Annotated in this window: 29 protein-coding genes; 12 read left to right on the top strand and 17 right to left on the bottom strand. The window is 30.0% G+C overall.

From position 1 onward, the window contains the following. Positions 1–7: 7 nt before the first annotated feature. The 8 genes from N508_RS01455 to queD are packed head-to-tail and all read left to right on the top strand — an operon-like array spanning position 8 to position 6,012. Positions 8–985: a PIN/TRAM domain-containing protein gene (locus N508_RS01455; protein ID WP_023276306.1), complete on the top strand. Its 978-nt coding sequence runs from the start codon at positions 8–10 to the stop codon at positions 983–985. Beyond that, complete coding sequence (gene ispD, locus N508_RS01450; protein ID WP_023276305.1) at positions 982–1,668, top strand: 2-C-methyl-D-erythritol 4-phosphate cytidylyltransferase; 687 nt, start codon at positions 982–984, stop codon at positions 1,666–1,668. The genes N508_RS01455 and ispD overlap by 4 nt, the downstream gene beginning before the upstream one ends. After that, positions 1,669–2,343, top strand: a complete 675-nt coding sequence (locus N508_RS01445; RefSeq protein ID WP_023276304.1) for a site-2 protease family protein — start codon at positions 1,669–1,671, stop codon at positions 2,341–2,343. Position 2,344: 1 nt separating this feature from the next. Beyond that, the gene (trpS, locus tag N508_RS01440) at positions 2,345–3,325 is read left to right on the top strand and encodes a tryptophan--tRNA ligase (protein ID WP_023276303.1); all 981 of its coding nucleotides are present in this window, start codon (positions 2,345–2,347) and stop codon (positions 3,323–3,325) included. Beyond that, positions 3,322–4,056, top strand: coding sequence for a segregation and condensation protein A (locus N508_RS01435; RefSeq protein ID WP_023276302.1), 735 nt, complete (start codon positions 3,322–3,324; stop codon positions 4,054–4,056). The genes trpS and N508_RS01435 overlap by 4 nt, the downstream gene beginning before the upstream one ends. Then, positions 4,037–4,882: an SMC-Scp complex subunit ScpB gene (gene scpB, locus N508_RS01430; protein ID WP_023276301.1), complete on the top strand. Its 846-nt coding sequence runs from the start codon at positions 4,037–4,039 to the stop codon at positions 4,880–4,882. The genes N508_RS01435 and scpB overlap by 20 nt, the downstream gene beginning before the upstream one ends. Then, positions 4,879–5,607 (top strand): pseudouridine synthase, encoded by a 729-nt coding sequence (locus N508_RS01425; protein WP_023276300.1) that lies wholly within the window; start codon positions 4,879–4,881, stop codon positions 5,605–5,607. Before scpB ends, N508_RS01425 begins: the two co-directional genes overlap by 4 nt. A 42-nt stretch (positions 5,608–5,649) precedes the next feature. Beyond that, a complete protein-coding gene (gene queD / locus N508_RS01420; RefSeq protein ID WP_023276299.1) occupies positions 5,650–6,012 on the top strand; it encodes a 6-carboxytetrahydropterin synthase QueD in 363 nt (120 codons plus the stop codon). A gap of 522 nt (positions 6,013–6,534) precedes the next feature. Here the strand turns inward: queD and purB are convergent. The 3 genes from purB to N508_RS01405 are packed head-to-tail and all read right to left on the bottom strand — an operon-like array spanning position 6,535 to position 9,945. Next, entirely contained in the window at positions 6,535–7,971 is a 1,437-nt protein-coding gene (purB, locus tag N508_RS01415) for an adenylosuccinate lyase (RefSeq protein WP_023276298.1), read from the bottom strand. 4 nt (positions 7,972–7,975) lie between these two features. Continuing rightward, entirely contained in the window at positions 7,976–9,235 is a 1,260-nt protein-coding gene (locus N508_RS01410; RefSeq protein WP_023276297.1) for an amidohydrolase, read from the bottom strand. 2 nt (positions 9,236–9,237) lie between these two features. Next, the gene (locus N508_RS01405; RefSeq protein ID WP_051350795.1) at positions 9,238–9,945 is read right to left on the bottom strand and encodes an HAD family hydrolase; all 708 of its coding nucleotides are present in this window, start codon (positions 9,943–9,945) and stop codon (positions 9,238–9,240) included. A gap of 247 nt (positions 9,946–10,192) precedes the next feature. Here N508_RS01405 and N508_RS01400 point away from each other — a divergent pair, with 247 nt between their 5' ends. Both N508_RS01400 and N508_RS01395 read left to right on the top strand, forming a co-directional pair. Further along, complete coding sequence (locus tag N508_RS01400) at positions 10,193–10,609, top strand: hypothetical protein (RefSeq protein ID WP_023276295.1); 417 nt, start codon at positions 10,193–10,195, stop codon at positions 10,607–10,609. Between the two features lie 7 nt (positions 10,610–10,616). Then, positions 10,617–11,276 carry a sulfite exporter TauE/SafE family protein gene (locus N508_RS01395; RefSeq protein WP_023276294.1) on the top strand — a complete coding sequence of 220 codons (660 nt, stop codon included), beginning with the start codon at positions 10,617–10,619 and terminating at the stop codon, positions 11,274–11,276. A gap of 89 nt (positions 11,277–11,365) precedes the next feature. Here N508_RS01395 and N508_RS01390 read toward each other — a convergent pair whose 3' ends face one another. From N508_RS01390 to panB, 10 genes are all read right to left on the bottom strand, one after another. Then, positions 11,366–13,792 carry a heavy metal translocating P-type ATPase gene (locus N508_RS01390; RefSeq protein WP_023276293.1) on the bottom strand — a complete coding sequence of 809 codons (2,427 nt, stop codon included), beginning with the start codon at positions 13,790–13,792 and terminating at the stop codon, positions 11,366–11,368. Between the two features lie 363 nt (positions 13,793–14,155). After that, entirely contained in the window at positions 14,156–14,320 is a 165-nt protein-coding gene (gene ccoS, locus N508_RS01385; protein ID WP_023276292.1) for a cbb3-type cytochrome oxidase assembly protein CcoS, read from the bottom strand. Between the two features lie 6 nt (positions 14,321–14,326). Then, a complete protein-coding gene (locus N508_RS01380) occupies positions 14,327–14,755 on the bottom strand; it encodes a hypothetical protein (protein ID WP_023276291.1) in 429 nt (142 codons plus the stop codon). A gap of 17 nt (positions 14,756–14,772) precedes the next feature. Continuing rightward, complete coding sequence (locus N508_RS01375; protein WP_040637081.1) at positions 14,773–15,936, bottom strand: 4Fe-4S dicluster domain-containing protein; 1,164 nt, start codon at positions 15,934–15,936, stop codon at positions 14,773–14,775. Beyond that, a complete protein-coding gene (locus N508_RS01370; protein ID WP_023276289.1) occupies positions 15,923–16,144 on the bottom strand; it encodes a hypothetical protein in 222 nt (73 codons plus the stop codon). The genes N508_RS01375 and N508_RS01370 overlap by 14 nt, the downstream gene beginning before the upstream one ends. A 14-nt stretch (positions 16,145–16,158) precedes the next feature. After that, on the bottom strand, positions 16,159–16,368 hold the full coding sequence (locus N508_RS01365) for a cbb3-type cytochrome c oxidase N-terminal domain-containing protein (RefSeq protein WP_023276288.1): 210 nt from the start codon (positions 16,366–16,368) through the stop codon (positions 16,159–16,161). A gap of 18 nt (positions 16,369–16,386) precedes the next feature. Continuing rightward, complete coding sequence (locus tag N508_RS01360) at positions 16,387–17,298, bottom strand: cbb3-type cytochrome c oxidase subunit II (protein ID WP_023276287.1); 912 nt, start codon at positions 17,296–17,298, stop codon at positions 16,387–16,389. Positions 17,299–17,309: 11 nt separating this feature from the next. Continuing rightward, the gene (locus N508_RS01355) at positions 17,310–18,704 is read right to left on the bottom strand and encodes a cbb3-type cytochrome c oxidase subunit I (protein WP_023276286.1); all 1,395 of its coding nucleotides are present in this window, start codon (positions 18,702–18,704) and stop codon (positions 17,310–17,312) included. Positions 18,705–18,878: 174 nt separating this feature from the next. Further along, positions 18,879–19,724: a pantoate--beta-alanine ligase gene (gene panC, locus N508_RS01350; protein ID WP_023276285.1), complete on the bottom strand. Its 846-nt coding sequence runs from the start codon at positions 19,722–19,724 to the stop codon at positions 18,879–18,881. Between the two features lie 13 nt (positions 19,725–19,737). Continuing rightward, a complete protein-coding gene (gene panB / locus N508_RS01345; RefSeq protein WP_040637162.1) occupies positions 19,738–20,535 on the bottom strand; it encodes a 3-methyl-2-oxobutanoate hydroxymethyltransferase in 798 nt (265 codons plus the stop codon). Positions 20,536–20,717: 182 nt separating this feature from the next. On the opposite strand from panB, the gene N508_RS01340 reads away from it, so the two are divergent. Beyond that, on the top strand, positions 20,718–21,239 hold the full coding sequence (locus N508_RS01340; RefSeq protein ID WP_023276283.1) for a gamma carbonic anhydrase family protein: 522 nt from the start codon (positions 20,718–20,720) through the stop codon (positions 21,237–21,239). A 121-nt stretch (positions 21,240–21,360) separates the two neighbouring features. Beyond that, the gene (locus N508_RS01335; RefSeq protein ID WP_155944393.1) at positions 21,361–21,507 is read left to right on the top strand and encodes a hypothetical protein; all 147 of its coding nucleotides are present in this window, start codon (positions 21,361–21,363) and stop codon (positions 21,505–21,507) included. Positions 21,508–21,534: 27 nt separating this feature from the next. Here the strand turns inward: N508_RS01335 and N508_RS01330 are convergent, their stop codons facing one another. Genes N508_RS01330 through N508_RS01315 form a run of 4 tightly spaced genes read right to left on the bottom strand, consistent with a single transcriptional unit; the run spans position 21,535 to position 25,094 of the window. Further along, positions 21,535–22,524, bottom strand: a complete 990-nt coding sequence (locus N508_RS01330; protein ID WP_179077816.1) for a DUF6340 family protein — start codon at positions 22,522–22,524, stop codon at positions 21,535–21,537. Further along, positions 22,506–23,384: a class I SAM-dependent methyltransferase gene (locus N508_RS01325; protein WP_023276281.1), complete on the bottom strand. Its 879-nt coding sequence runs from the start codon at positions 23,382–23,384 to the stop codon at positions 22,506–22,508. The genes N508_RS01330 and N508_RS01325 overlap by 19 nt, the downstream gene beginning before the upstream one ends. Next, positions 23,381–24,298, bottom strand: a complete 918-nt coding sequence (locus tag N508_RS01320; RefSeq protein ID WP_023276280.1) for a dihydroorotate dehydrogenase — start codon at positions 24,296–24,298, stop codon at positions 23,381–23,383. Before N508_RS01320 ends, N508_RS01325 begins: the two co-directional genes overlap by 4 nt. 4 nt (positions 24,299–24,302) lie before the next feature. Further along, entirely contained in the window at positions 24,303–25,094 is a 792-nt protein-coding gene (locus N508_RS01315; protein WP_023276279.1) for a dihydroorotate dehydrogenase electron transfer subunit, read from the bottom strand. Between the last annotated feature and the right edge of the window lie 37 nt (positions 25,095–25,131).

Below are 25,131 nucleotides of genomic sequence, written 5' to 3'. Positions count from 1 at the left end.
GGTTCTTATGATTTTATTTAGAATAGTTTATTCAATAGCAATTTTTGCAGTATATATTATATTCAGACAAAGTATGGATATAAGTATGTATATGGCATTTCTTTATTCAGGAGTAACTGTATTATGTATTTTACTTTTAGACTTATTATTAGGCGGTATTAAAAGCTATCGTATTATTTCTTCACTGCTTATAGGTATAGCATTCTTAGTGCTTGGTTTTTTGCTTATCCAGTCATTTCAGTCAGTGTTTCAGCAGAAAGAAATTAACTTAATAGTTCTTTTTCTTTTTCTGTATGCTGGTATTATTATTGGAAATAAAAATCATAAGTTTTTTGAATCATTAATTACAAATGTTGCATTAAAGCATAATTCTACTAAAATAAAATTAGGTTCTCAGCCAAAAGTTCTTGATACATCTACATTAATAGATGGTAGAATAGCAAATATAGTAGACTGTGGTTTTATGGAAGGAAGTCTTGTTATCCCAGGGTTTGTTTTAAAGGAACTTCAAAATATTGCAGACTCACATGACCATTTAAGAAGACAGAAAGGCAGGCGTGGCTTAAATGTATTGAAAAGACTGCAGGAACAGACAAATGTTAAAGTTGAAATAGATAATACATCTTTTGATGATATAGGCACGGTAGATGAAAAATTACTTGCTTTAAGTATGAAAATATATGCAGCTATTATTACTACAGATTTTAATTTAATGAAAGTAGCAGAAATACAGAATATAAAAGTTTTAAATTTAAACAATCTGGCTATTGCTTTAAGACAAACTATTCTTCCTGGTGAGGATTTAATTATTACTATTGCAAAAGAAGGTAAAGACCCATCTCAAGGTGTAGGATACCTTGATGATGGCACAATGGTTGTTGTGGAAAATGGTAAAAAACGACTTGGTGAAACATTAAAAGTGGAAGCAACATCATTACTTCAAACAGAGTCAGGCAGAATTATTTTTACTAAGGTAAAAGCGTGAGTATATCTTTAATTATTCCTGCAGCTGGTGTTGGTAAAAGGTTTTCTGGAAACATTAAAAAGCAGTTTACTGAAATAGATGGAAAGCCATTAATATACTGGACTATTAAAAGGCTTATAACTTCATATAGTTTTGATGAGCTTATAATTGGTTTAAATCAAGATGATATTAAGTTTATGGATAATGTAACAGCTGATTTAAACCTTGATATACCCCATATATATGCTGCAGGCGGAAAGGAAAGGGCAAATACTGTGTTAAACTGTTTATTAAAATCAAACTGCAGCTTTGCAGCAGTTCATGATAGTGTTCGTCCTTTTGTCAGCAGTCATGTAATAAAAAATACTATAGATAAAGCATATCAGACAAATGCAGCAATATGCGGTATTCCTGTAAGAGATACTGTAAAAAAAATAAATGTAAATATTATAGAAAATACAGTTTCAAGAGATAATCTTTTTTTAGCACACACTCCACAGGTTTTTAAAAAAGATATAATATTAAATTCCATACAAACTGCATTAGAAAGTAATATTACAGTAACTGATGAAGCTTCTGCATGCGAATATGCAGGAATACCTGTTGAAGCGGTGCTTTCTAATTACGAAAATATAAAAGTAACTTATATAGAAGATATTAATTTAATACAATTATTTAAAGCAAAATATTTTTTTGAGGGATAAATGTTTGAACATTTTAATTTGAGTGACTTTATGATAAAGGCAGCATTATCAGTTGTGCCATTTATGTTTGCTGTAACAATACATGAAGTAATGCATGGCTATGCTGCATATAAATTAGGTGATAATACAGCTAAAAATGCAGGCAGACTTACATTAAATCCAATAGCACATATTGACCCAGTAGGTCTTTTAGTGTTACTTCTTACAAGAATAATAGGCTGGGCAAAACCTGTGCCTGTTAATTATTATAATCTTCGCCATAAGTATGGTGTAGCAATAGTTTCAGCAGCAGGACCATTAGCAAACCTTATAACTGCATTTTTATCTGCTGTTGTATTAAAAATATTAGATTTTGCAGATGTCAATTTTAATATTCCTATAGATATTTTTAAGCCTTTGTATATTATGACATTTTACTCAGTTGTAATCAATATTGCATTATGTATATTTAACCTGCTGCCTATTATGCCAATGGATGGTGCAAGAATTATTTGGAATTTTTTACCAAGAGATAAAGCAGCAAAGTATGAAGCAACAGAGAAATATTATTTTTTAATAATACTTGTTTTAATATTTACAAATGTTCTGCAATATATTATATCTCCAATAAGAATTTTTATATTAAAGATATTTAATGCAATATTAAATTTAAATATAACAACAGGATTTATGTAAAATGAAAAAAAGAGTTTATAGTGCAATGAGACCAACAGGGGAGCTGCATATTGGTCATTATTTTGGAGCTGTTAAAAACTGGATAAAAATGCAGGAAGAATATGACTGTTTTTTTGCAGTTGCAGACTGGCATGCATTAACTACAAATTATGATAATCCAGAAAATATTAAGGAAATTAGGCGTCAAATGGTGCTTTCATGGCTTGCTGCTGGGCTTGATGTAGAAAAAGCACCTATATTTATACAGTCACACAACTTATATACTGCAGAACTTTATCTGCTTTTAGGTATGTTTACACCTGTATCTTGGCTTGAAAGATGTCCAAGTTATAAAGATATGATAAATACTTTATCCCATAAAGATTTATCTAACTATGGATTTTTGGGCTATCCAGTATTAATGACTGCAGATATTATTATGTATCTTGCAAATCTTGTGCCTGTTGGGGTTGATCAGGTGCCGCATGTAGAACTTGCAAGAGAAATTGTCCGCAGGTTTAATAATTTTTATGGAGAAATTTTTGTAGAACCAGAATCTATGCTTACAAATGTGCCAAAGCTTCCAGGGCTTGATGGCAGAAAAATGAGTAAAAGTTTAAATAATACTATACTTTTAACAGAAGATGCAGACATAATAGAAAAGAAAATCAAAACAATGATAACAGATACAAAAAGGCAAAGGAAAACTGATGCTGGTGACCCAAATGTATGCCCAGTATTTGATTATCATAAAGTATTTTCAACAGATGAAGAAAGAGCAAAAATTATAGAAGGATGCACAAAAGCAGAAATTGGCTGTATAGAGTGTAAAAAAATATTAATTAATAATGTAGAAAATTTTATATGTCCTATTAGAGAAAAAAAGAAAGTATTGGATAAAGAAATACAGAATATTGATGAATTTCTTGCACCATCTCAGAAAAAAGCAAATGATTTTGCTGCAATATTAATGGAAAAAGTTAGAAAAGCAATTAAAATATGAATGAACTTCTTGATATTAAAATACTTGATTATGAAGGGCCGCTTGATTTATTAATACATCTTGTTTACAAAAATGAGATGAATATATTCAATGTATCTATTTCTGAAATTACAAGCCAGTTTATTGATGAGATTAGGAAAATGAAAGAAATGGATATAGAAGTGGCAGCAGAGTTTATTAATATGGCTTCATATCTAGTATATTTAAAATCAAGAATGCTGCTTCCAAGAGACAGCAGCAGCGAAGATGATATTGACCCTGAAGAAGCAAAATTTCGCTTTAATCAGTTATTAATTGAGTATTCTTTTTATAAAGATATGGCACAAAAGTTAAAGTCTTTTGAATTAAATTCTGGTAAATTTCTTGCACGCACAAACTCTATTGTTATTTTAAGGGAAGAACTTTTTACAGAAGATGCTTATAAACTGGCATCTGCTTTTTTTAATATTTCAACTGGAAAGAAAGATAAAAAGATGGTTGTAAAAAACTCTAAAATAGCAACTGAACAGGTAGCAAAAAGAGTAAAAGAGTTTATTTTATCAAAAGAAAGAACTTTATGGAGTGAAATAGAAGAAACTTGTAAAGAAAAAATTGAAAAATGTGTTTCCTTTGGTTCTGTATTAGAATTAATGAAAGGCAAAAAAATAAAGGCTTTTCAAGATGGAAATTTTGAGGAAATACTATTGACACTTATAAAAGGTGCAGAGGAAAATGACACAAAAATACAATAATGATAAAAAAGATGATATTAATACATCACCAGATAACGATATTCAAGAGCTTAGTGATGCTTTTACAAGCTATATGGATGATGTTATCTACGAAAAAGAAAATATTATTCAAACTAAACTTGAAAAAGAAAGCCCTGTAAAAGATATTCTTCCAGATTTTACATCACCATATAATGCAGACGCTGTTGTAGAAAATGAAAATCTTGATGAAGAAGAGCTTTCAAAGCAGTTTGACGAAGGATATTTTGAAAACAAAGAGAAAGAACATTCATCAGTATTATCTGATGATAATTATGAAGACTTATCAGAAAATAGAGAAAAGCGTATTTTCTATGCAGCTCTATATTTATCAGGCAAACCAGTAGAGCTTTCAACATTTAGGAAAATGCTTAACCCTTTAAACCTTGAAAACAGGCTTATTAATTATTCAGAAGAATTTAATAAATTAAGAATAGGTGTGTGTATCCGTATGGTATCAGGGGGCTATCAACTTGTTGCTGATTCTGATGTTACTATATTTTTAGAAAAATTCTTTGGAGAAAAAACAGAATCACTATCCCGTGCTTCTCTTGAAACAGCTGCAATTATTGCATACAGACAGCCTGTTACAAAGGCAGAGGTAGAAGAAATGCGTGAAGTTAATTCATCAGGCACAATGAAATATCTTCTTGATAAAAATTTAATAAAAGTAGTTGGCAGGAAGCAGGTGCCCGGTAAACCATTATTATATTCTACAACAAAATATTTTTTAGAATATTTTGGTTTAAATGATTTATCAGAGCTGCCTACATTTAGAGAATGGCAGGAGTTAAAGCAGAATTCATGAAAGAATTTACAAGGTTAAATAAATTTATTGCTTCTATGACAGGTTATTCAAGACGGGAAGCAGATAAATTAATAGAAGAAGGTAAAGTTTCTATTAATGGCAAACGGGTTAGAGAGCAAGGCATAAAAATTGACGAAACAGAAGATGTAGTGTTTATCAATAATGAGCCTGTATATGAAAGCAAACCTGATGTTTTTAAATTTTATAAACCAAGGCGAGTATTAACAGCCTATGGGGAAGGCAGAGGAAAAGATACTCTTGAGAAATTTCCTCTTTTTGCAGGCAGGAAGTTTCCATATTCTGGCAGGCTTGATTATGAAAGCGAAGGTCTTTTGATATTTTCTAATGACGGCGAATTAATACAAAGAATGCAAAAGCCAGAATACAAAATGGAAAAAGAATATTTGGTTACTGTTGACAGGCTTTTATCAAGTATGGAGATGGAAGAATTTTCATCAGGGCTTGATACTCCAAAAGGCAAATATCAGCCATGCAGTATAAAATTTGCAGGTAAGCAAAATTATAAAGTCATTATAAAAGAAGGCAAAAAACGCCAAATAAGAAATATGTTTGGTTATTTTGGCAGTAAAGTAAAAAGGCTTGAAAGAGTAAGAATAGGTCCAATTACAATAGAAAACTTAAAACCGGGAGAGTATAAAATATTATCTCGTGATGAAATTATAAAGCTTTATAAAGCCACAGGATTAAATTATAAAGCTTTATAAAGCCACAGGATTAAATTATAATACAAAATAAAAGAGGTAAAAATGTATAAAGTTAGAATAAAAAGTCATTTTTCATCAGCACATAATTTAAGAGAATACCAAGGAGCATGCGAAAGACTGCATGGCCATAACTGGAAAGTTGAAGCATACTTAAAATCAAAAACACTTGATAAACTAGGTATGGTAGAAGACTTTAAAATGTTTAAAAAACATTTAAATGTTATTATGGATGAGCTAGACCATGAATATATAAATGAACTTGAATATTTTAAAACAGTAAATCCAACAAGTGAAAATATAGCAAAATATATTTTTGATAAACTTGCCATTCATTATGGAGAAAAAGTAGATAAAGTAATAGTATGGGAAACAGATACATCAGCTGCTGAATATACAAAAGATTAGAAAATATACATCTAGATTGATATAGTATATTCTAATTAGCTAGCTGTATTATAAAAATTAATATCCAAATAATGTTGATGTATTCAGAATATCTTGTGAAACAAAGTCTGGACTTACAAAAAATTTTGTGTATCAGTTATTTTGAGCCCGATTTTAAATGCGAAAAATCTAAATTATCTATTATTACAGAAGTCCATAATATATTTAAATTATCTGCTTTTTTAGATACTTCGCTTATAAATAAAGTTCAGTATAATATAAGTTACTTTAAATTGTATAAATATGAGTTTTTATAATATTATATAATAAAAAAGTGTTATAAGAAGACAAATACAGCGCGAGATAAGAATCAGATACATAAATAGTAATGATGAAAAGGGACAGGCATAAAATAACAGTATATTTATAATAAATCTTATTACAAAATTGTATTTATTATAAATTATTCTTAATCAAATATTATATAAAAAAAAGGGCTTAAACCTTTAAAAAACTTAAGCCCAAAATATTTAAAACTATTGATTATACATTTACAATACCTTCAAAGTTTTTATTAGTTTTATATCTAGATATAAGCGGGTCTATTTCATTTTCAATAAATTCAACAGTTTGCTCTGGAGCTCTGCCAATAAATTCTTTAGGGTTTAAAATACGCTCAATATCTTTTTCATTTAATGGTATTTTATCATCAGCAATAACTCTTTTTAATAAGTCATTATCCAGGCCGTCCTGTTTAATTCGTTTTCCAGCTTCCATAGAGTGAATACGAATCTGCTCATGCATTTCCTGACGGTCTGCACCATGCTGAACTGATTCCATAATAATATTTTCTGTAGCCATAAATGGCAGCTCTTCAGATATGCGTTTTGCAATAACTTTTTCATACACAACTAAACCACTTGTAATATTTAAAAGAAGTTCTAATACAGCATCTGCTGCTAAAAAAGTTTCAGAAATAGATAGCCTTCTGTTTGCAGAATCATCTAATGTCCTTTCAAACCACTGAACAGAATGGGTGTAATATGTATTAGATGATGCTGCGATTATAAAGCGGGAAAGGGCACATACTCTTTCACTTCTCATAGGGTTGCGTTTATAAGCCATAGCACTTGAGCCTATTTGATTTTTTTCAAATGGTTCTTCTACTTCTTTTAAGTTTGCTAAAAGCCTTATATCTGTAGCAAATTTATGGGCAGATTCTGCAAAACCTGCTAATACTGCAATAATTCTGGAATCTTGTTTTCTTGTGTAAGTTTGTCCGCTTACACCAAATACTTTTTCAAAGCCCATTTTAGAAGATACTAATTTATCTAACTGTCTTACTTTTTCATGGTCATTATTAAATAAGTGCAGAAAAGAAGCCTGTGTTCCCGTAGTGCCTTTTACTCCCCTGAATCTAATATTTGAGTGTTCAAATACAAGATTTTCTAAATCAAGCATAAAATCCTGCATCCATAAAGCAGCTCTTTTTCCTACTGTTGTAAGCTGAGCAGGTTGGAAATGAGTAAATCCTAAAGCTGGTAAATCTTTATATTTTAAAGCAAAAGTTTTTAAATTTTCTAAAACAGCCACAAGTTTACTGCGAACAAGCTCTAATGCTTCCTTCATAACAATAATATCTGTATTATCACCAACAAATGCACTTGTTGCACCTAAATGAATAATCGGCATAGCAGAAGGGCAGACTTTACCAAAAGAATGAACATGAGCCATTACATCATGTCTGAATTTCTTTTCCATTTCTTTTGCATATTCAAAGTCAATATCTTCAATATGACTTTTCATTTCATTGATTTGTTCCTGAGTAATATTTAAACCAAGTTCTTTCTCTGATTCTGCAAGAGCAATCCAAAGTTTTCTCCAAGTAGTAAATTTTTTGTTTGGAGAAAATAAATAAAGCATTTCTTTAGAAGAATATCTTTCTTCAAATGGGGTCCTAAATCTGTCAAATTCGTTCATCATTTTATCCTTTTAGTAATATTTTCGCCTTTTCTTTGGCATAATTTTTTATTTCTTCTTCATCAAAATTAATTAATTTTCTATCCTGCATAACAGGGCTGCCATTTACATAAACATCTGTAATATCATTATCTTTTGCAGCATACACAAGATGAGATACTGGATTGTATACAGGTGTCAAATGAACTGCATTAAAAGATAATACAAAGAAATCAGCTTTCATTCCTTTATTTAAAATGCCAATATTTTGTAAATTTAATGCTTTTGCTCCATAAGATGAAGCCATCTGTAAAACAGTTTCTGCAGAAAGAGCAGTTGCATCCATATTAAATGCTTTATGGAATTTAGATACTGTGCTCATTTCCCCAATCATTGATAAATCATTATTGCTGCATACTCCATCTGTGCCAATAGATATATTTATTCCTGCATCCAGCATTTTTTTTACAGGTGAAAAACCACTGGCAAGTTTTAAGTTGCTTTCTATACAGTGGGACACATTTACTTTCTTATCTGCCATTATTTTTATATCATCATCATTAACATGCACACAGTGAGCAAATACAGAGTTTATATCAAAAGCACCTGTCTCATACATTAGTTCAACAGGTCTTTTATTATATCTTTCTAAAATCTGCCTTTCTTCATCTAAAGTTTCTGCCAAATGAGTATGCAGTAAAATATTTCTTTTTTGAGCATAACTACAGCACTGTTTCATTATATCAAAAGGCACTGTATATAAAGCATGTGGACATATTGATAAACTAACAAGCTCTGTTTCTTCAAATTTATCAGCAGCCTTAAATGCTTTATTGAAATTTTCAAGCACACCAAAGCCAACAACTCCACGAATGCCTGCTTTTTCAAAAGCTCTTTTTGTATCAAAAGCAAAAAAATACATATCATTAATGCAAGTTACACCAGAGCGGATAGATTCAGCTATTGATAAAAGGGTGGAATTATAAACAAATTCACCTGATAATATTTTTCTTTCAGCAGGCCAAATATAATCAGTAAGCCATGTCATAAGTGGCAAATCATCTGCATAACCACGCATTATACCCATACCTAAATGATTGTGAGTATTAATTAAACCTGGAAAAATAGCAGAATTGTTAAATTTTTTTATTTTATAATCTGGATAACTTTCAATATTATTACTGATACCATCTATAATATTGTCAGTTACTAAAAGATATGAATTATTATGTATTTCATTATTATAATATATAAAATCAGAATAAAAAGCCATTTTATTCATCATATTTACCTTATAAAATTTAAAATATCTAGTGGATTATCAACAATATAATCTGAAGTTGATTTTTTTAATGGAGAATAACCATAAGAGCAGTAGATTGTTTTCATGCCAGCAGCAGCACCAGCAAGCACATCATTATCACTATCACCAATCATAAATGAATTATCTGGAATTACACTTAAAGAGTTTATGATATTTAATAGTGGTTTAGCTGACGGTTTCTTTTCATCAAAGCTGTCGCCACCATAAACAAATTTGAAATAATCATATAAATCAAGCTCTTTAATGATAATATCAACTAGATGATATGCTTTATTAGATACAACAGCCATATATACATTTTTTTTGTATAATTCTTTTAAAACATTTTCCATTCCAGGAAATAATAAAGTGGAATCTGTGCAGTGTTCTTTATAATACTGCATAAAAGAAGCCAGAATATCATTTTTTAAATATGCCTGATTTGTAACATTCAATGTTCTTTCTATAAGCAAAGCAAGACCATCACCAATAAAAGATTTAACTTCATTAAGAGAAGGTGTAAAAACATTAAAATTATCAAGAGAATGTTTTAATGACAAATATATATCATCAAATGTATCACATAATGTGCCGTCTAAATCAAAAATAACTAACTGAGTATTTATAGTGTAACTCCAATAAATTTTATTTATTATCAGGTATAATATATTATAAAGATTATTTTTAATCAATAAATAAATGCTGCAAAACATTATATTATTTTAAACAAATTCAAATTTTAGCTTTTAAAGGGGTTTTAAATTATCAGCATATAAAAATATACCAAAATCATTTACAGGGCAAAATTTTAAACTTATTATTCTATATTTCTTCTTTTATTTTACATAATATATCTTATCGGACATAATATATAAAATAACTTGCACTATTATTTTATGTATGATATGGTTTTGATTATTATAGCAAATGGAGATTTATATGAAAAAAATCATTTTAGTTTTAACATTAATAATAATGGTAGTTCCATTTTTTAGTTTTGCAGCTTTTCCTGTAAATTATAAAGCAGCTTATGATATTACTGATAAGGATGGTAGTTTTAAAAATGATACTTATGGTATATCTGTTTCTGCCACACGCCCAATTAAACCAATGAAAGAATTTACTTTAACTTATACATTTGATAAAGCAGTCAAATCTGTTAAATTTACTTCTAATATGGAAATGGATATGGGAAAATATGAATATGAAGGTAAAAAAATTTCAGATAATGTTTTTACTGTTACTCAAGTTTTGGTTAAATGTATGTCTGGCAGAACTAAATGGTATACTAAAGCTGATATTACATATATGGATGGAAATAAAAGAGTTTTTTATGTATTTTATGATGTAAAATAGGTTTTGTATGGCTGAAATTCTGCCTTTGATTTTAGGTCATTTTTTAGTTGGTTTTGCAGGTGGATTTGGGCACTGTATTTTGATGTGCCACCCTTTTGTTTTGCATATTTCAAGCATTTTTTCTAGTGGTAATTCTGGATATAGAATATTAATTCCTAATTTTTTTTATAATATAGGTAGAACTTTTACTTATACTTGTTTGGGTGCAGTTGCTGGTGGTCTTGGCTCTATTGCAACTTATGCTGGGCAGAATTTTTTGAATATTCAAAAGTTTGCTGCTTTTGCAGGCGGTATTATTCTTGTTTTATTTGCAGTTATGTATTTTTTTAATTTATCATCTTTTAATTTTCTTGCTAAATTAAAAATAATGAACAAAATCAAAAAATATAAGCCAAATAATCCATTTTTTTATGGTCTGTTACTTGGCTTTCTTCCATGCGGATTAACTATGGGTGCCATAATAGGTGCAGCACCTTCTGGATTATGGTATACAGGAGCATTGATGATGGCAGCTTTTGGCATAGGCACTTCCATTGCATTAATGATTTTAGCTGTATTAGGCTCATATATAATGCAGTATGTTAAATATTTTAAGCATTTAACAGCAATACTTCTTTTAATTATGGGAATTTATTTTATTTATCAAGGTATTATATTCACATATTAAAGTTAATTTATAATATATCTTATTAAATTATTATAAATTTTTAATTCATTGTTAAGCAGATAATTATATTTTTCTTTTATAAACAAAATTTATTTTTTTATTCTTACTGAATTTGCTACAACAAAAAGTGAGCTGAAGCTCATAAAAGCAGCACTCATTACAGGATGAATTAAGCCTGTGCAGGCTAATGGAATAGCGATAAAATTATACGAAAAAGCCCAGAATAAATTTTCCTTTATAATTCTTAAAGTTTTTCTGCATATTTTATGAGATTTTTCTATAATTGATAAGTCATTACGAAGCAAAACAGCAGATGCACTTTCTATTGAAATATCTGTTGAATTTCTCATAGATATACCAACACTTGCAGCAGTTAATGCAATAGCATCATTTATACCATCACCAATCATTACTGTTTTTTTAGTATCTTTTGCATTTTGTAGAATACTACCTTTATCAAAAGGAGAAACATTTGCAAAAATATTCGCATTAATACCAGAATTGCCAAGTATAATATTTGCAGCCTTTTGGCTGTCCCCTGTTATGATTGATATATTATTGCCTTCTTTTTGAAGTAATGATATTGTTAATGCTGCTTCTTCTCTTATAATGTCAGAAATTGAAAATACACCAACTAATATATGATTAACTGCAGCACATACTATTGTCCACCCTTTTTCTATCGCTTTTTCTATATACTTTTCATATTCTGCTGTAAATTTTACACTGTTTTCCTGCAAAAATTTTTGTGAGCCTATTATAATATTTGTATTCTTTATTTCAGCGATTATCCCCTTTCCTGCTGTTTCTTCAAACTTTTCACATTCATACAGACTTTCATTTGCTGCAGCAATTGCTTTTGATGCAGGATGTTTTGAATAAAAGGCAGCAGATGTTATTAAGTTTAATACTGAGCTGCAGGAAAAAGATAATTTACAATCAGTAACAGACATATTGCCTGTTGTAATTGTGCCTGTTTTATCAAAATAAAAATCATTTACATAAGCATATCTTTCTATTGCTTCTCCATTTTTAAATATTACACCAGTTTCTGATAATTTATTTGTTGCAGAAATAACTGCCAGTGGTGTTGCAAGCCCCATGGCACAAGGACATGCAATAACTAAAACAGATACTGCACGCATTATAGAAAGCTCTGCACCAACTGATGCTAAAAAATACCAGTATATAAACGATAAAAAAGCAATAATTAATACAAAAGGAACAAATTTACTAATAAAATTATCTGCTACATCTTGAATTGGTGCTTTTGAACTTTGTGCATCATCAACTGATGCTGCAATTTTAGATAAAAAGCTGTCTATACCAATATTTTCAGCCATAACAATACATGTTCCATTGATTAGTTTTGTGCCAGCATATACCTGACAGCCCTCTTTTTTATTAACAGGCATAGGCTCACCAGTTAGCATGGATTCATCTATTTCACATATACCTTCAATAATTTTGCCATCAGCAGCAACATTACTTCCAGTAGAAATTTCAAATAAATCACCTTTTAGAAGCTGGTCTATTGGTATAGTAATATATGTTTTTTCTCCATTTTGTTCACATATAATCTTCCTGACATTTTTTGGTTTTAAAGATAAAAGTTTTGCAACAGCATTACCGCCCTTTTGTTTTGCTCCTGCTTCTATAAACCTGCCAAGCAAAATTAAAGTTATAATCATAACTGATGTATCAAAATATGTTTCATAACCTAAAAATATTGCAGCAACACTGTATAAATATGAAGTTCCAGCACCTATTGCCACAAGAGTATCCATTGTAAAATGAAAATGTTTCAATGCTGCAAAACTTTTCTGAAAAAACGGATATGCTGAATATATTAAAACAGGTGTGGCTAAAACCCATGATAAAAGTTTAAATAAAAAATATAAACTATCATCCATGCCTTTAAAATAACCAGTATAGTTTGCAATAGAATACATCATTACCTGCATTGTAAAAAATGCAGCTACTCCGAAGCGGTAAAAATAATCTTTTCTTTCTTTATCATGGATTGTTTCTATATTTGTAGATGGAAGTGGACAGTAACCAAGTCTTGTAATTTTCTGCAGCACTTCTTTTACTGAAATATCATTTGGATTAAATACAATTTTTGCTTTATGATTTGCATAATTTATGCGAAATGATTTTATTCGTTCATCTTTTAATGCCAAAGATTCTATAAGCCATATACATGCTGCACAACGAATACCTGTTATCACTATTGATAAAGAATAATCACCATTTTTAAGCACTTCAAGAGATGTTTCAAAATATTCTTCATCTGCTTCTACCTGCTCAGCTGGTGCAGCATCATCCCAGTCTGTTCTTTTTGTATAAAATGAGGCAAACCCTTCATCATTGATTAAATGATAAACAGAACGGCAGCCCTCACAGCAAAAATATTTATCATTTTCTTTCTCATATATGCCTGTTTTTGGATTAACTTCTGATGAACAGTGTCCACAAATATATTTATTTTCCTGTTCTGTATCTTTTAATGCCACTATTTACCTGCCTATTCTTCTTATCTTATAAAAAATATTATAACAGCTTATCATAATATAAATACTTACAAAGCAATTCAAAAAGATTATAAAAATGTATCATAAATATCATCTAATATCCTGCTGTTAAAAGTTACCAGTTCATTTTATTTCATTATAATTAACAGAATATAAGTTTATATCCAAAACTTATAATATTTTTTAAGTGATATTTTTTATGGTTAAAAACAACATATACTTTTTAAGATTATTTTATCTAATCATTTGATAATAGCATTTTATATCCATTATTGTTTTTACTTTGAATATGATTATTCATATTAATACTTATCATAACATTTAAAGTTTATGAATATACTGCTTTTATTTTTTAGTATTAATTATATCATCATCGTCATCATTCAACATTCTGTATTTTGGAGCTTCAATATCATCAAACTGCTGTTTTTTTCCTGCCAGTAAAAAAACAAGAAAAGCACTTATCCCAACAACAAGGCTGACTAATATTAACACAAAAAGTGATTTCATATATATCTACTCAACATAAACAGATTTCATAACTTTTACAGTATTATTGTTTTCATTTATTAAAAAATGAAATACAACAATATACAGCCCTGGAGCTAGTTTTTGCTTAATACCATTATAATTATCTATATCAATTACTGGTATAATATCTGGTTTATTAGGATATGTAATATCAATACTTACAATAGAATATTTAGACTGGTCATAATTATAGTTATAGGTAAGTTTTGTAATATCAGCATTTGGTATGTTTTCTAACCTAACATTAGTAATTGTTTTTTCTAATTCTTTAATAACTGGTGCAGTTTTATTATATTTGATAGAATTTTGATAAATATTTGTTTCAAAAGTCCCTTCAAAACTTTTGTTTCCAAAATAAAGCATAATTAATAATAAAACTATTCCTGTTGTTATTAAAGCTGCCATTGGTTTCATAAAACATATCCTCAAATTTATTTTATATTTAATTCAAATATTAATGGTGGATTATTCCTGTCATAATAAGCATTTACTGTTATTTTTCCATTAGGAATATCCCCTTTTGTATTAATTGTAATAGTTTCTGTTTTAGTTGACTGTATATATACTCTTACCATTTCAGGAGTGATTTCAGCTAAATTATCAGGGTTTACAAATTTAACTCTAACAGGTTTATTAAGATTATTTTTAATTTCTACATTGCATGTATATATACCATTTCCTAATGATGAAACACTTTCATCAATTTTTATCATAACAGGTTCACTTGTAGAAACAATAGAATAAATCAATACAAAAACCAATGTAATAGAAATAATAAATGTTACTATCAGATTTGGTCTTTTCAAATTTAATTTATCCTGTTTACCCCAAACATAACCTAATATACCATTAGTATTTTCTTTTTTATGAAATATTTTATTACAGGCTGTAACACAAGTTTCACAGTATATGCAATCTGCATCTGGATTATTTCTAGGGTCTATATGTGTTGGACATACTCTTATACAGGCTTTACAGTTCAAACATTGTGATTCTTTACCTGGTATCATACCAACATATAAAGTATCATCATCAGTCATAACTACTTGAAATTTTGAATATGGACATACATATTTGCACCATTTAAAACGCACAAAGGCAAAATCTGCAAAAATAAATAAAAATAATACTACACCTATTATTAACATTGAATGAGAATTTTTAAGTGTTTCTATAAAATCATAAGGTGAAACAAAATACATCATCCATATAAGAGTTAGTAATAAAGCAAAAACAGCAGCTAAAATAATTTCTGCTGCAAAACGCATAGTTTTATTCTTAATTTTTTTTGCATAAGATTCTATTCTGATTGCAAAAAATGACTGTGGACAAAGCCAGCCGCACCAAATTCTGCCTAAAAGCTGAGTTGTAAAAATAAATAAAAATGTAGCAAGCAAGATAGCTATAAAAGCAGAAAAGAAGCTTGCAAAATTAACTATACCATTAAAGGCATATAATTGAAGAGTAGAAACATCAAATCTAAAAAGGCTGTTGCCATTTGATGTTTTAATAAACGGAATAATGAAAACGCAGGCTGCTACAATAAACTGCAACAGCCTGTATATTTTACCACGGAGAACACTATTTGCTTTCATCGTTATCGTCATCATCCTCCATCATACGATATTTTGGAGATTCTACCGATTTTTGTCTTTTTGAAGAAAATAAGTAGATTGCAATTCCTACAAGTATTAATACTAATAATATTTCAAATCCATAAACAATATATCCTGCAATAGCAGACTGTAACTGTTCACTTTCTTCAACTGAATTTACAGCAATAGTGCTTCCGTTATCCTGCATTTTATGCTCCTTAATTATGGTTTAATTTTACCACTAATTGGATGTTGTATCTCATAAGCTCCATTTTGTGTCCAGTTAGTAAACATTGGAGTATAAGCATATATATAGTATATTCCCCATATAATTAAAGCAACAAAAAATATTACCCATCCTAAAGGAAGATTATTTTCAGTATCCTTGCGGTTTAAGCTAGGGATATCATCTTGTTCATCAAAATTAGACATAAATTATTCCTCCTTTAATTATTTAGCTAATGTTCTAACATAAGCTGCTGCTGACCAAATATCATCTTTAGTCATAAATCTTAAATGGCTAGGCATAGCACCTTCAATACCATTTGCAATAGTAGTAAACATCATACCATCAGTATAGTCTGGAAGAGCTTCTGCAAAAGTCACATTAGTAACATCATAACCTTCTGCACTACCTTTACCATTAGATGCATGGCAGCCTATGCATAATAAGTCAAATATTTCCTGACCTCTACCAATTTTCTCTTGATTATTAAGGAAAGGATTAACTGCATTTTCAAATGCAGCTTCATCAGCTACAATAGCATGAGTATTTTCTACATAAGTACCTAACTGCTGCATATAAGCAACAATTGCATCAAGTTCTGTTAAGCCATTAAGTGCATCAATATCTTCTTGAGTATATTTTAAACCTAATAATTTAGCATGTTTTTCAATTTCCACTGGGTCTAATTGTTTTTCAGCAAGCCAAGGATGTTTTGGCATATTAGATTTTGGGAAAAAGTGCTGTGGGTTAATTAAGTGAGCTTTGTGCCATTCATCAGAATATAAGCCACCTACTCTAGCTAAATCAGGACCTGTTCTTTTAGAACCCCATAAAAATGGACGCTCATAAGCACTTTCACCTGGTTGAGATATTTCACCATATCTTAAAACATCAGCTTTTAATGGACGGACTGTTTGAGAGTGGCAGTTAATACAGCCCTCTTTTTGATAAACATCACGACCAGCAAGTTGAAGTGGAGTATATGGATTTTCTGTAACATTTTCAAGTTTTGGATGCATTGCTGTAGTCATCATTGGAACAAATACTGTTGCAATTGTTCCTATAAGTATAACAACTAATGCGACAACTGTGAAAACTAATGCTTTATTGTAAATGCTGTTGTTATTTTCACTCATATCTTATACTCCTATTGATTAGATAAGTTTTGTTTGCCTTTTACAATAGTCATAATGAAGTTGAAAAGGAAAACAAGCATACCAACAATAAATATAACACCGAATACAGATCTGGCAATCCAGTATGGATAGTTACCAACTAATGTTTCAATAAATGAATAAGTTAATGTTCCATCAACATTAGTAGATTTCCACATAAGCCCTTGACGAATACCAGTTATCCACATAGTGATAGAGAAACCGATTTGACCTAAAAGCACAAGCCAGAAGTGAGTATTAGCTAAGCTTTCACTATATATTTCAGTTTTATAAACTCTTGTTGTAATATAGTATATTGCAGCAGTTACAGTTAAAACAACCCATCCCATAGTTCCCATATGAACATGTCCTGGAACCCAGTCAGTATAGTGGATAAGAGAACTTACTGCACGAAGACCTTGTGTAGGTCCTTGTAATGTTTGTAAACCATAGAATGTAATACCTGCAATAAAGAATTTTGCTAAATATGCAGTTCTAAGTTTAGACCAATCTGGAGCAAGTGTTAAGTAACCATTTATTACAGAACCCCAAGATGGTGCAATCAGAAGGATTGTAAAAACAATACCTAATGTTTGGAGCCAGTCTGGAAGTGGAGTATAAACAAGGTGGTGAGCACCTGTCCATAAATACATGAAAATCAATGACCAGAAAGCAAGAATTGATAATCTATGGCTGTATATTGGCATACCAGTTGATTTTGGCAGGAAATAGTAAAATATTGCTAAGATTGGTGTAGTAAATAAGAAACCAACAGCATTATGACCATACCACCATTCAACATTGGCACTATTTAAACCAGCAAATAAGTGGTAAGATTTACCTAAAGATGCTACAAGATGCATGTTATTTACAATATATAAAACAGCAACAGCTACCATTGTAGCAATAATATACCATAAAGAAACATACATGTGTTTTTCTTTTCTGGTAAGAATTGTGCCTAATACATTAATAGCAAATAACACCCATGCTACAACAACACCAAGGTCAACAAACCATTCAAATTCAGCATATTCAAGTGATTGGTTATAACCTGCAAAAAGAGAAAGCATTCCAACAAGAACAACAATATTAAAAAATATAAGTTGGAAAACTGCAAGCTTAGGGAAAATAAGGCTGCGTTTTGTAAGGCGTCCTATAATAAAATAGAATGCACCCATTTCCGCAGTAATACCTAGCCCATAAGCAAGAACATTTGTGTGAACCGTTCTAAGACGGCCGAATGAAAAATACTCTCCAAAATTAAAGCTAACACTCCACATTTGCACAGAGATGAGAAGACCTAATACAAGACCTATAACACCCCAGAATAATGCAGAATAAATATAGCCCATGACAATTTTAGAATCGCCTGAGACTTCTTTCATTGCATATCCCCCATAAAGATTTATTAAACTGCTATAAACATTATACTATCAGATAAATCAAGAAAAATCAAGATATAAAGTATCTTTTTAAGATTATTTAGATAATACTGCATATTCTTTTTTATTATAAATATATTACATACAATATTAAATGTAATAGTTGATATTTTTCTTTTAGAAAAGTTCAGCAAAATTATCTATTAGTCTTGTTTTTCCTATATAAACAGCTAACAAAACAGCATATTTTGTTTCAAGTATTTCTATATCATCCAGAGTATCAATATTAACTATTTTAACATAATCTATTTTACTGTATGGCACATTTTCTATAATTTTTGTAATTTCACTGATTATTACAGAAGTTCTTTTTTCACCTTTATTTATAAGAGATTGTGCATATTTCAAGCTTTGGTTTAAAGAGAAGGCAGATTTTCTTTCTTCATCAGTAAGATATATATTTCTTGAACTTAAAGCAAGCCCACTTTCTTCCCTTACTATTATACAAGGATTAATTTTAACTGGAAAGTTTAAATCTTCAACCATTTTATTTATAATTACATACTGCTGAAAATCTTTTAATCCAAAATAAGCATTATCAGGTGTAATTATATTAAATAATTTTGAAACAACCTGACATACCCCAGCAAAGTGAGCAGGACGAGTTATACCACATAATTTTTCAGAAAGACCTTCAACTTTAACAGTTGTTGAATTATATTTTCTATACATTTCTTCAGGCTCTGGATTAAAGATTATATCACCACCTAATGACGAAACAAGTTCACTGTCCCTTTTTATATCTCTTGGATATTTTTCTAAATCTTCATTTGGTCCAAACTGTGTAGGATTTACAAATACACTTACAACTGTTTTATCATTATTTTTTACAGACTGCTCTATTAATGAACCATGACCTGCATGCAGATAGCCCATTGTAGGAACAAGACCAATGCTGTATCCTGATTTTTTCCATTCTTTTACAATATCTCTTATTTCTGAAATAGTTTTTACAATTTTCATATTATTTTATCCATTATTTAAATGAATGAGCATCATCAGGAAATGTGCCTGCTTTTACATCATTAATATATTCTTTTGCTGCTTTATCAATTATATCAGCGACATTTGCATATCTTTTTACAAATTTTGGCTTAAAATCAGTAAAAATGCCAAATATATCATGATATACTAAAATCTGACCGCTGCAGCCAGAACCTGCCCCTATTCCTATAGTTGGAATATTAATACTATTAGTTATCTGCACTGCACTTTGGCTTGACACTCCTTCTAAAACAACAGCAAAAGCTCCTGCATTTTCTAATGTCTTTGCATCTTCTATTAAACTTTCTGCACCATCTTTGCCAAAAATTTTATATCCACCCATAGTATTTACCATCTGCGGTTTTAAGCCAATATGCCCCAATACACCAATACCTGTATTTACAAGCTTTTCAATTAATGGTGCAATTTCTTTACCGCCTTCTAATTTTACAGCAGGCACTTCTGTTTCTTTTACAAGACGAACTGCATTTTTAACTGCACTCTTTTCATCTATATGGTATGAGCCAAAAGGCATATCAGCTACTACAAAAGCATGCATAACTGCTCTTTTTACTGCTTTTGTATGGTAAATTATTTCATCAATAGTAACTGGAATAGTTGAATTATAGCCATTCATAACCATACCAAGAGAATCACCAATTAAAATTAAATCAATTCCTGCATTATCTAATATTTTAGCAGATGTATAATCATAAGCAGTAAGACATGTAATTATATCATTATTTTCTTTCATTTTTATAAAAGAATTTATATTTAAAGACTGCTTCATTTCTTTATGGATACTCAAAACTATAACCTCCATACTGATAGTATATTTATATAGCACTTTATATTATAAATTGTAAACCATAAAATAATGAAGATTTTAAAATTAAGTATAGATTTTTTTTAATTTTTTATTATACTATTATATAATTCAGATAAAAATAATCTTAAAATAAGGATATTAAAATGAATATAGTTGAAGAAAACTTTAAAAAATGTATAACAAAAGGAAAAAATAATTTTATTGCTGAAAGTGCAAGTGTTTTAGGAAATGTTACACTTGGAGATAATGTAAGTATCTGGTATAATGTAACAATTCGTGGTGATATAAATGACATCACTATTGGAGATAATTCTAATATACAAGATGGCTCTGTTGTTCATGTTGGATATAAAGAACCTGTAAAGGTTGGTAAAAATGTAACTGTTGGTCATAATGTAATACTTCATGGCTGCACCATTTATGATAACTGCCTTATAGGTATGGGAGCTATTCTTCTCAATGGCTCAGTTGTAGAAGAAAATGCAATAGTTGCAGCAGGAAGTGTTGTGCCACAGGGAAAAGTTGTAAAATCTGGCACACTTTTTATGGGCACACCTGCAAAATACATAAGAGATTTAACAGAAGATGATTTTAATCATATCCAAAAAAATGCAAAAGAATATGTCAACCTTATAGAAACATATAACAAACTTGGTATAAAATAGATAAAATATATATCTATTTAACTTTATATTTTTAAAAAATATACTTGCCCCCATAATAAAACAAAATGGGGGTAAATATAAAAAATTTTGATTTTATTGCTTTTTATATTCATTTACTTAAATGAATACAGCAAAAGAATTTAAACTAAATAAGGTCATACTAAGCCTTTTAGGCGAAGTATCTAAAAAAGCAGATAATTTAAATATAATATGTGCTGCTGTAATATATAATTTAGATTTTTCGCCTTTAAAATCAGGCTCAAAATGACTAATATATATGATTTTTATAATATAATTACATTTGCTGCTTTAATGTTTTTTGGTTTTCAATGCTTTCTTTTGCTCTATTAATAGCATCAGAAATTACACGCATATGTTTTCCTGCATAATCTTCTGCTTTTGAAAAGTAAGATAATGCTTCATTGAATTTACCAGCTAATTCTTTGCAAACACCAATATTATAATTTAAGCTTATAGAATAAGGTGATTCTTTCAAACCAGTCTGCCAAAGCTCGCATGCTTTTTCCATTCTGTCATTTTTTGCAAATGAAATACCATTTTTTAAGAACAGTTTTGATGTATCATTTGTGCCGTCAGTATTATCCATTAATTCTATTTGTATATTCTGCACATATGGTGCAATATCAAGTCTAAAACTATATAAAATACTTCTTAAAGCACTTTCATACAATTCCCCTTCTGACTGTGGATAAAAAAGACTGTCAGAACAGCTGTAAGCATAATCTTGCCCTTGCAATGCCTTTGCATATACCACCTGCCCTGTAGATATAGATATAAGCTTAGGTGTTACATTTACAAGCATATTCCTTCTTTCACAAGATACTGCATATTCTCTGTAATACTGGCATTTACCATCAACATAATTGACACATTTTGACCTTGTTTCATACGAGCGTGTAACATTATAAGTAGACTGTGCATGACCTGCCCATACTGCTTCTGCACCTACTAACTGACCAAAATCTACAATAGTATCAGGATTTGCCATTGTCATTTGAAACTGCTGTTCTTTTATTATTTTATCAATATTTGCTCTATCTACAACAGAATATTGTTTTTTATTATTTACTTCAGCTTTAATAACAACTGTTTCAAGCCTGCTTGAAATATCTCTGCCTTTATTTCCTGAAAAATCTAAAAAAGCAACTGTTTTATATCTTGTTACTTCTGTTGCTCCTGCAGGAATAATTTTTGAAGCATTAATTTTTGTGGCACAGCCTGATAATGCAATCATAGTAACTAAAATTAAAATATAATTCTGCAATATGTGCCGCATGGCATAACCCTCTTGTTTTTTCTAAATGGTAAACCAATTTCACCACATAACAGGCTGCTTTTTTCATTAAGTAAACATCCAAAGCTTTCCATTGAAATATTGTATATAGAAAGCGGTGATAATCCAGAAGTATATGAGTTGATTAAAATAAATTTTGGATTATCTGATAATATTTTTTTACAAGCAATAAGTAAATCCCACAAATCTTTTTCTAACTTCCATACTTCCCCAGAAGCACCTCTTCCAAAAGATGGTGGGTCCATAATTATACCATCATATTTTTTATTACGCCTTTCTTCCCTTTGTATATATTTCATACAGTCTTCAATAATTAACCTAACCTTTCCATCAGGAACTTTTGATAACTGCATATTTTCTTTGCACCAGCTTACACTTCCTTTTGATGCATCTACATGGCATACATTTGCACCAGCTAAGGCAGCAGAAACCGTTGCTGCTCCTGTATATCCAAAAAGATTAATAACATTTGCTGCTTTTTTTTCTTTTATAATATCTGCTATCCAGTCCCAGTTTGCTGCCTGTTCAGGAAAAAGCCCTGTATGTTTAAACCCTGTAGGGTGCACTTTTAATACCATATTATTATAAGTCACATTCCATGATGCTGGTATAGACATATTATAAAATTTCCACTGACCTCCGCCATTTGAACTTCTTGTATAAACTGCGTCTGCTTTTGACCACTGTTTATCATCACTTTTTGCCCATACAGCCTGTGGGTCTGGTCTTAAAAGAAGATATTTATTCCATTTTTCTAATTTAACACCATTTCCAGAATCTATCAGCTGAAAATCTTTCCATTTATCTGATACGACTAATTCTGATTTCAACAAGAGACCGCCCTGCCAACTATTTCATTAAAATTAGCTATATTTTTACGCTCTAAATATTCATTTAAACCTTCTGCTGTTTCTTTGCATGCATTTGCATTAATAAAATTAGCAGTTCCAATTTGTATAGCAGAAGCACCAGCTAAAATAAATTCGGCAGCATCTTTCCAGTTACCAATACCGCCAATTCCAATTACAGGAATTTTAACAGTTTCAAATATTTCTTTTACCATTCTTAAAGCTACAGGTTTAATAGCAGGTCCGCTTAATCCACCAGTAATATTTGCAAGAACAGGTTTCATTCTTTCCACATCTATTGCCATACCTACAAGCGTGTTTATTGCAGAAACAGCATCTGCACCACTTTCTTCACATGCTTTCGCAAATGGTTTAATATCTTGAACATTTGGTGAAAGTTTTACTATTAAAGGTTTGTTATTTATAACTTTTTTACAAGCATATACTACTTGTTCAACAGATTTGGGACTTGATGAAAAAGATATTCCACCTTCCTTTATATTAGGACATGATATGTTCATTTCAAGCATATCTACTCTTTCTGTGCTGTCTAATATTTTAGCAACTTCTACATATTCATCTACTGTTTTACCCCAGAAATTTACTATAATACGAGTATCTAATCTTTTTAATGCAGGAAGTTTTTCTTTTATAAACTTTTCCATTCCCACATTTTGCAGACCTATTGCATTAAGTAAACCTGCATAAGTTTCTACAAGTCTAGGCATTTGGTTGCCATAAGTTTCATGCAGAGATATACCTTTAACAGATATACCACCTATTTTTTCTATATCTGTAAATCGTTTAAACTCTAAACCATAACCAAAAGTGCCACTTGCAGCAATTATAGGATTTTTAAATTCAATACCACATATATTTGTTTTTAATCTATTCATAATATCACCTGATAAGAGAATCCCAGTCTATTTTTGTTCCATCAAATATTGGTCCTTCCACACAGCAGCGTTTCATAACCTTTTCACCATTTTCTTCTATAACAGTAATCATACAGCCAAGGCATGCTCCAACACCACATCCCATCTGTTCATCAAGAGAAACATCTATAGGAACATCATTTTCACTGCATAAATTTGTTACAGCCTGTAACATTCTGTTAGGACCACATGCATATATTTTTTCATATTCTTTTATTTTATCTTTTAATGGAACAGTAACATTTCCTTTTATACCTAATGTGCCGTCATCTGTTGTAATAATAAGCTCATCACATATTGTTTTAAGGAAATCATACATTAAAATATCATTTTTATTTCTGCCGCCATAATAAAGAGTAACTTTTGAACCCATTTCTTTTATTTTTTTTGCAGCATTAATCATAGGTGCAAGCCCAATGCCGCCAGCAATTAAAGCAGTATTTGCTCCTTTTTCAAATCTGAAAAAGTTACCAACAGGTCCTGTAACTAAAAAATTATTTCCAGTAAGTGCTTCTGATAATATTTTTGTTCCCCTGCCTGTTACCATATAAAGACATGTAAAAGTATCGCTTGATGTAATATCGCATATTGCAAATGGTCTTTTTAAAAGAGTATCTGTTAGATACACATTATCACTGTGTGGAGAAATCATAAAAAAACGACCAGCATTTTTTTCTTTTGCTATTTCTGGACATTTAAGCTCTAAATAACCAAACTTATCACTTAACATAGTGTTTTTAACAACTGTTGCTTTCATATTTAAAACCTTTAATAATAATTTTATTTATTATAAT

The organism is Mucispirillum schaedleri ASF457, assembly GCF_000487995.2.
GTDB classification, from domain to species: Bacteria; Chrysiogenota; Deferribacteres; order Deferribacterales; family Mucispirillaceae; genus Mucispirillum; species Mucispirillum schaedleri.
This window is presented reverse-complemented; position numbering and strand designations above follow the sequence as displayed.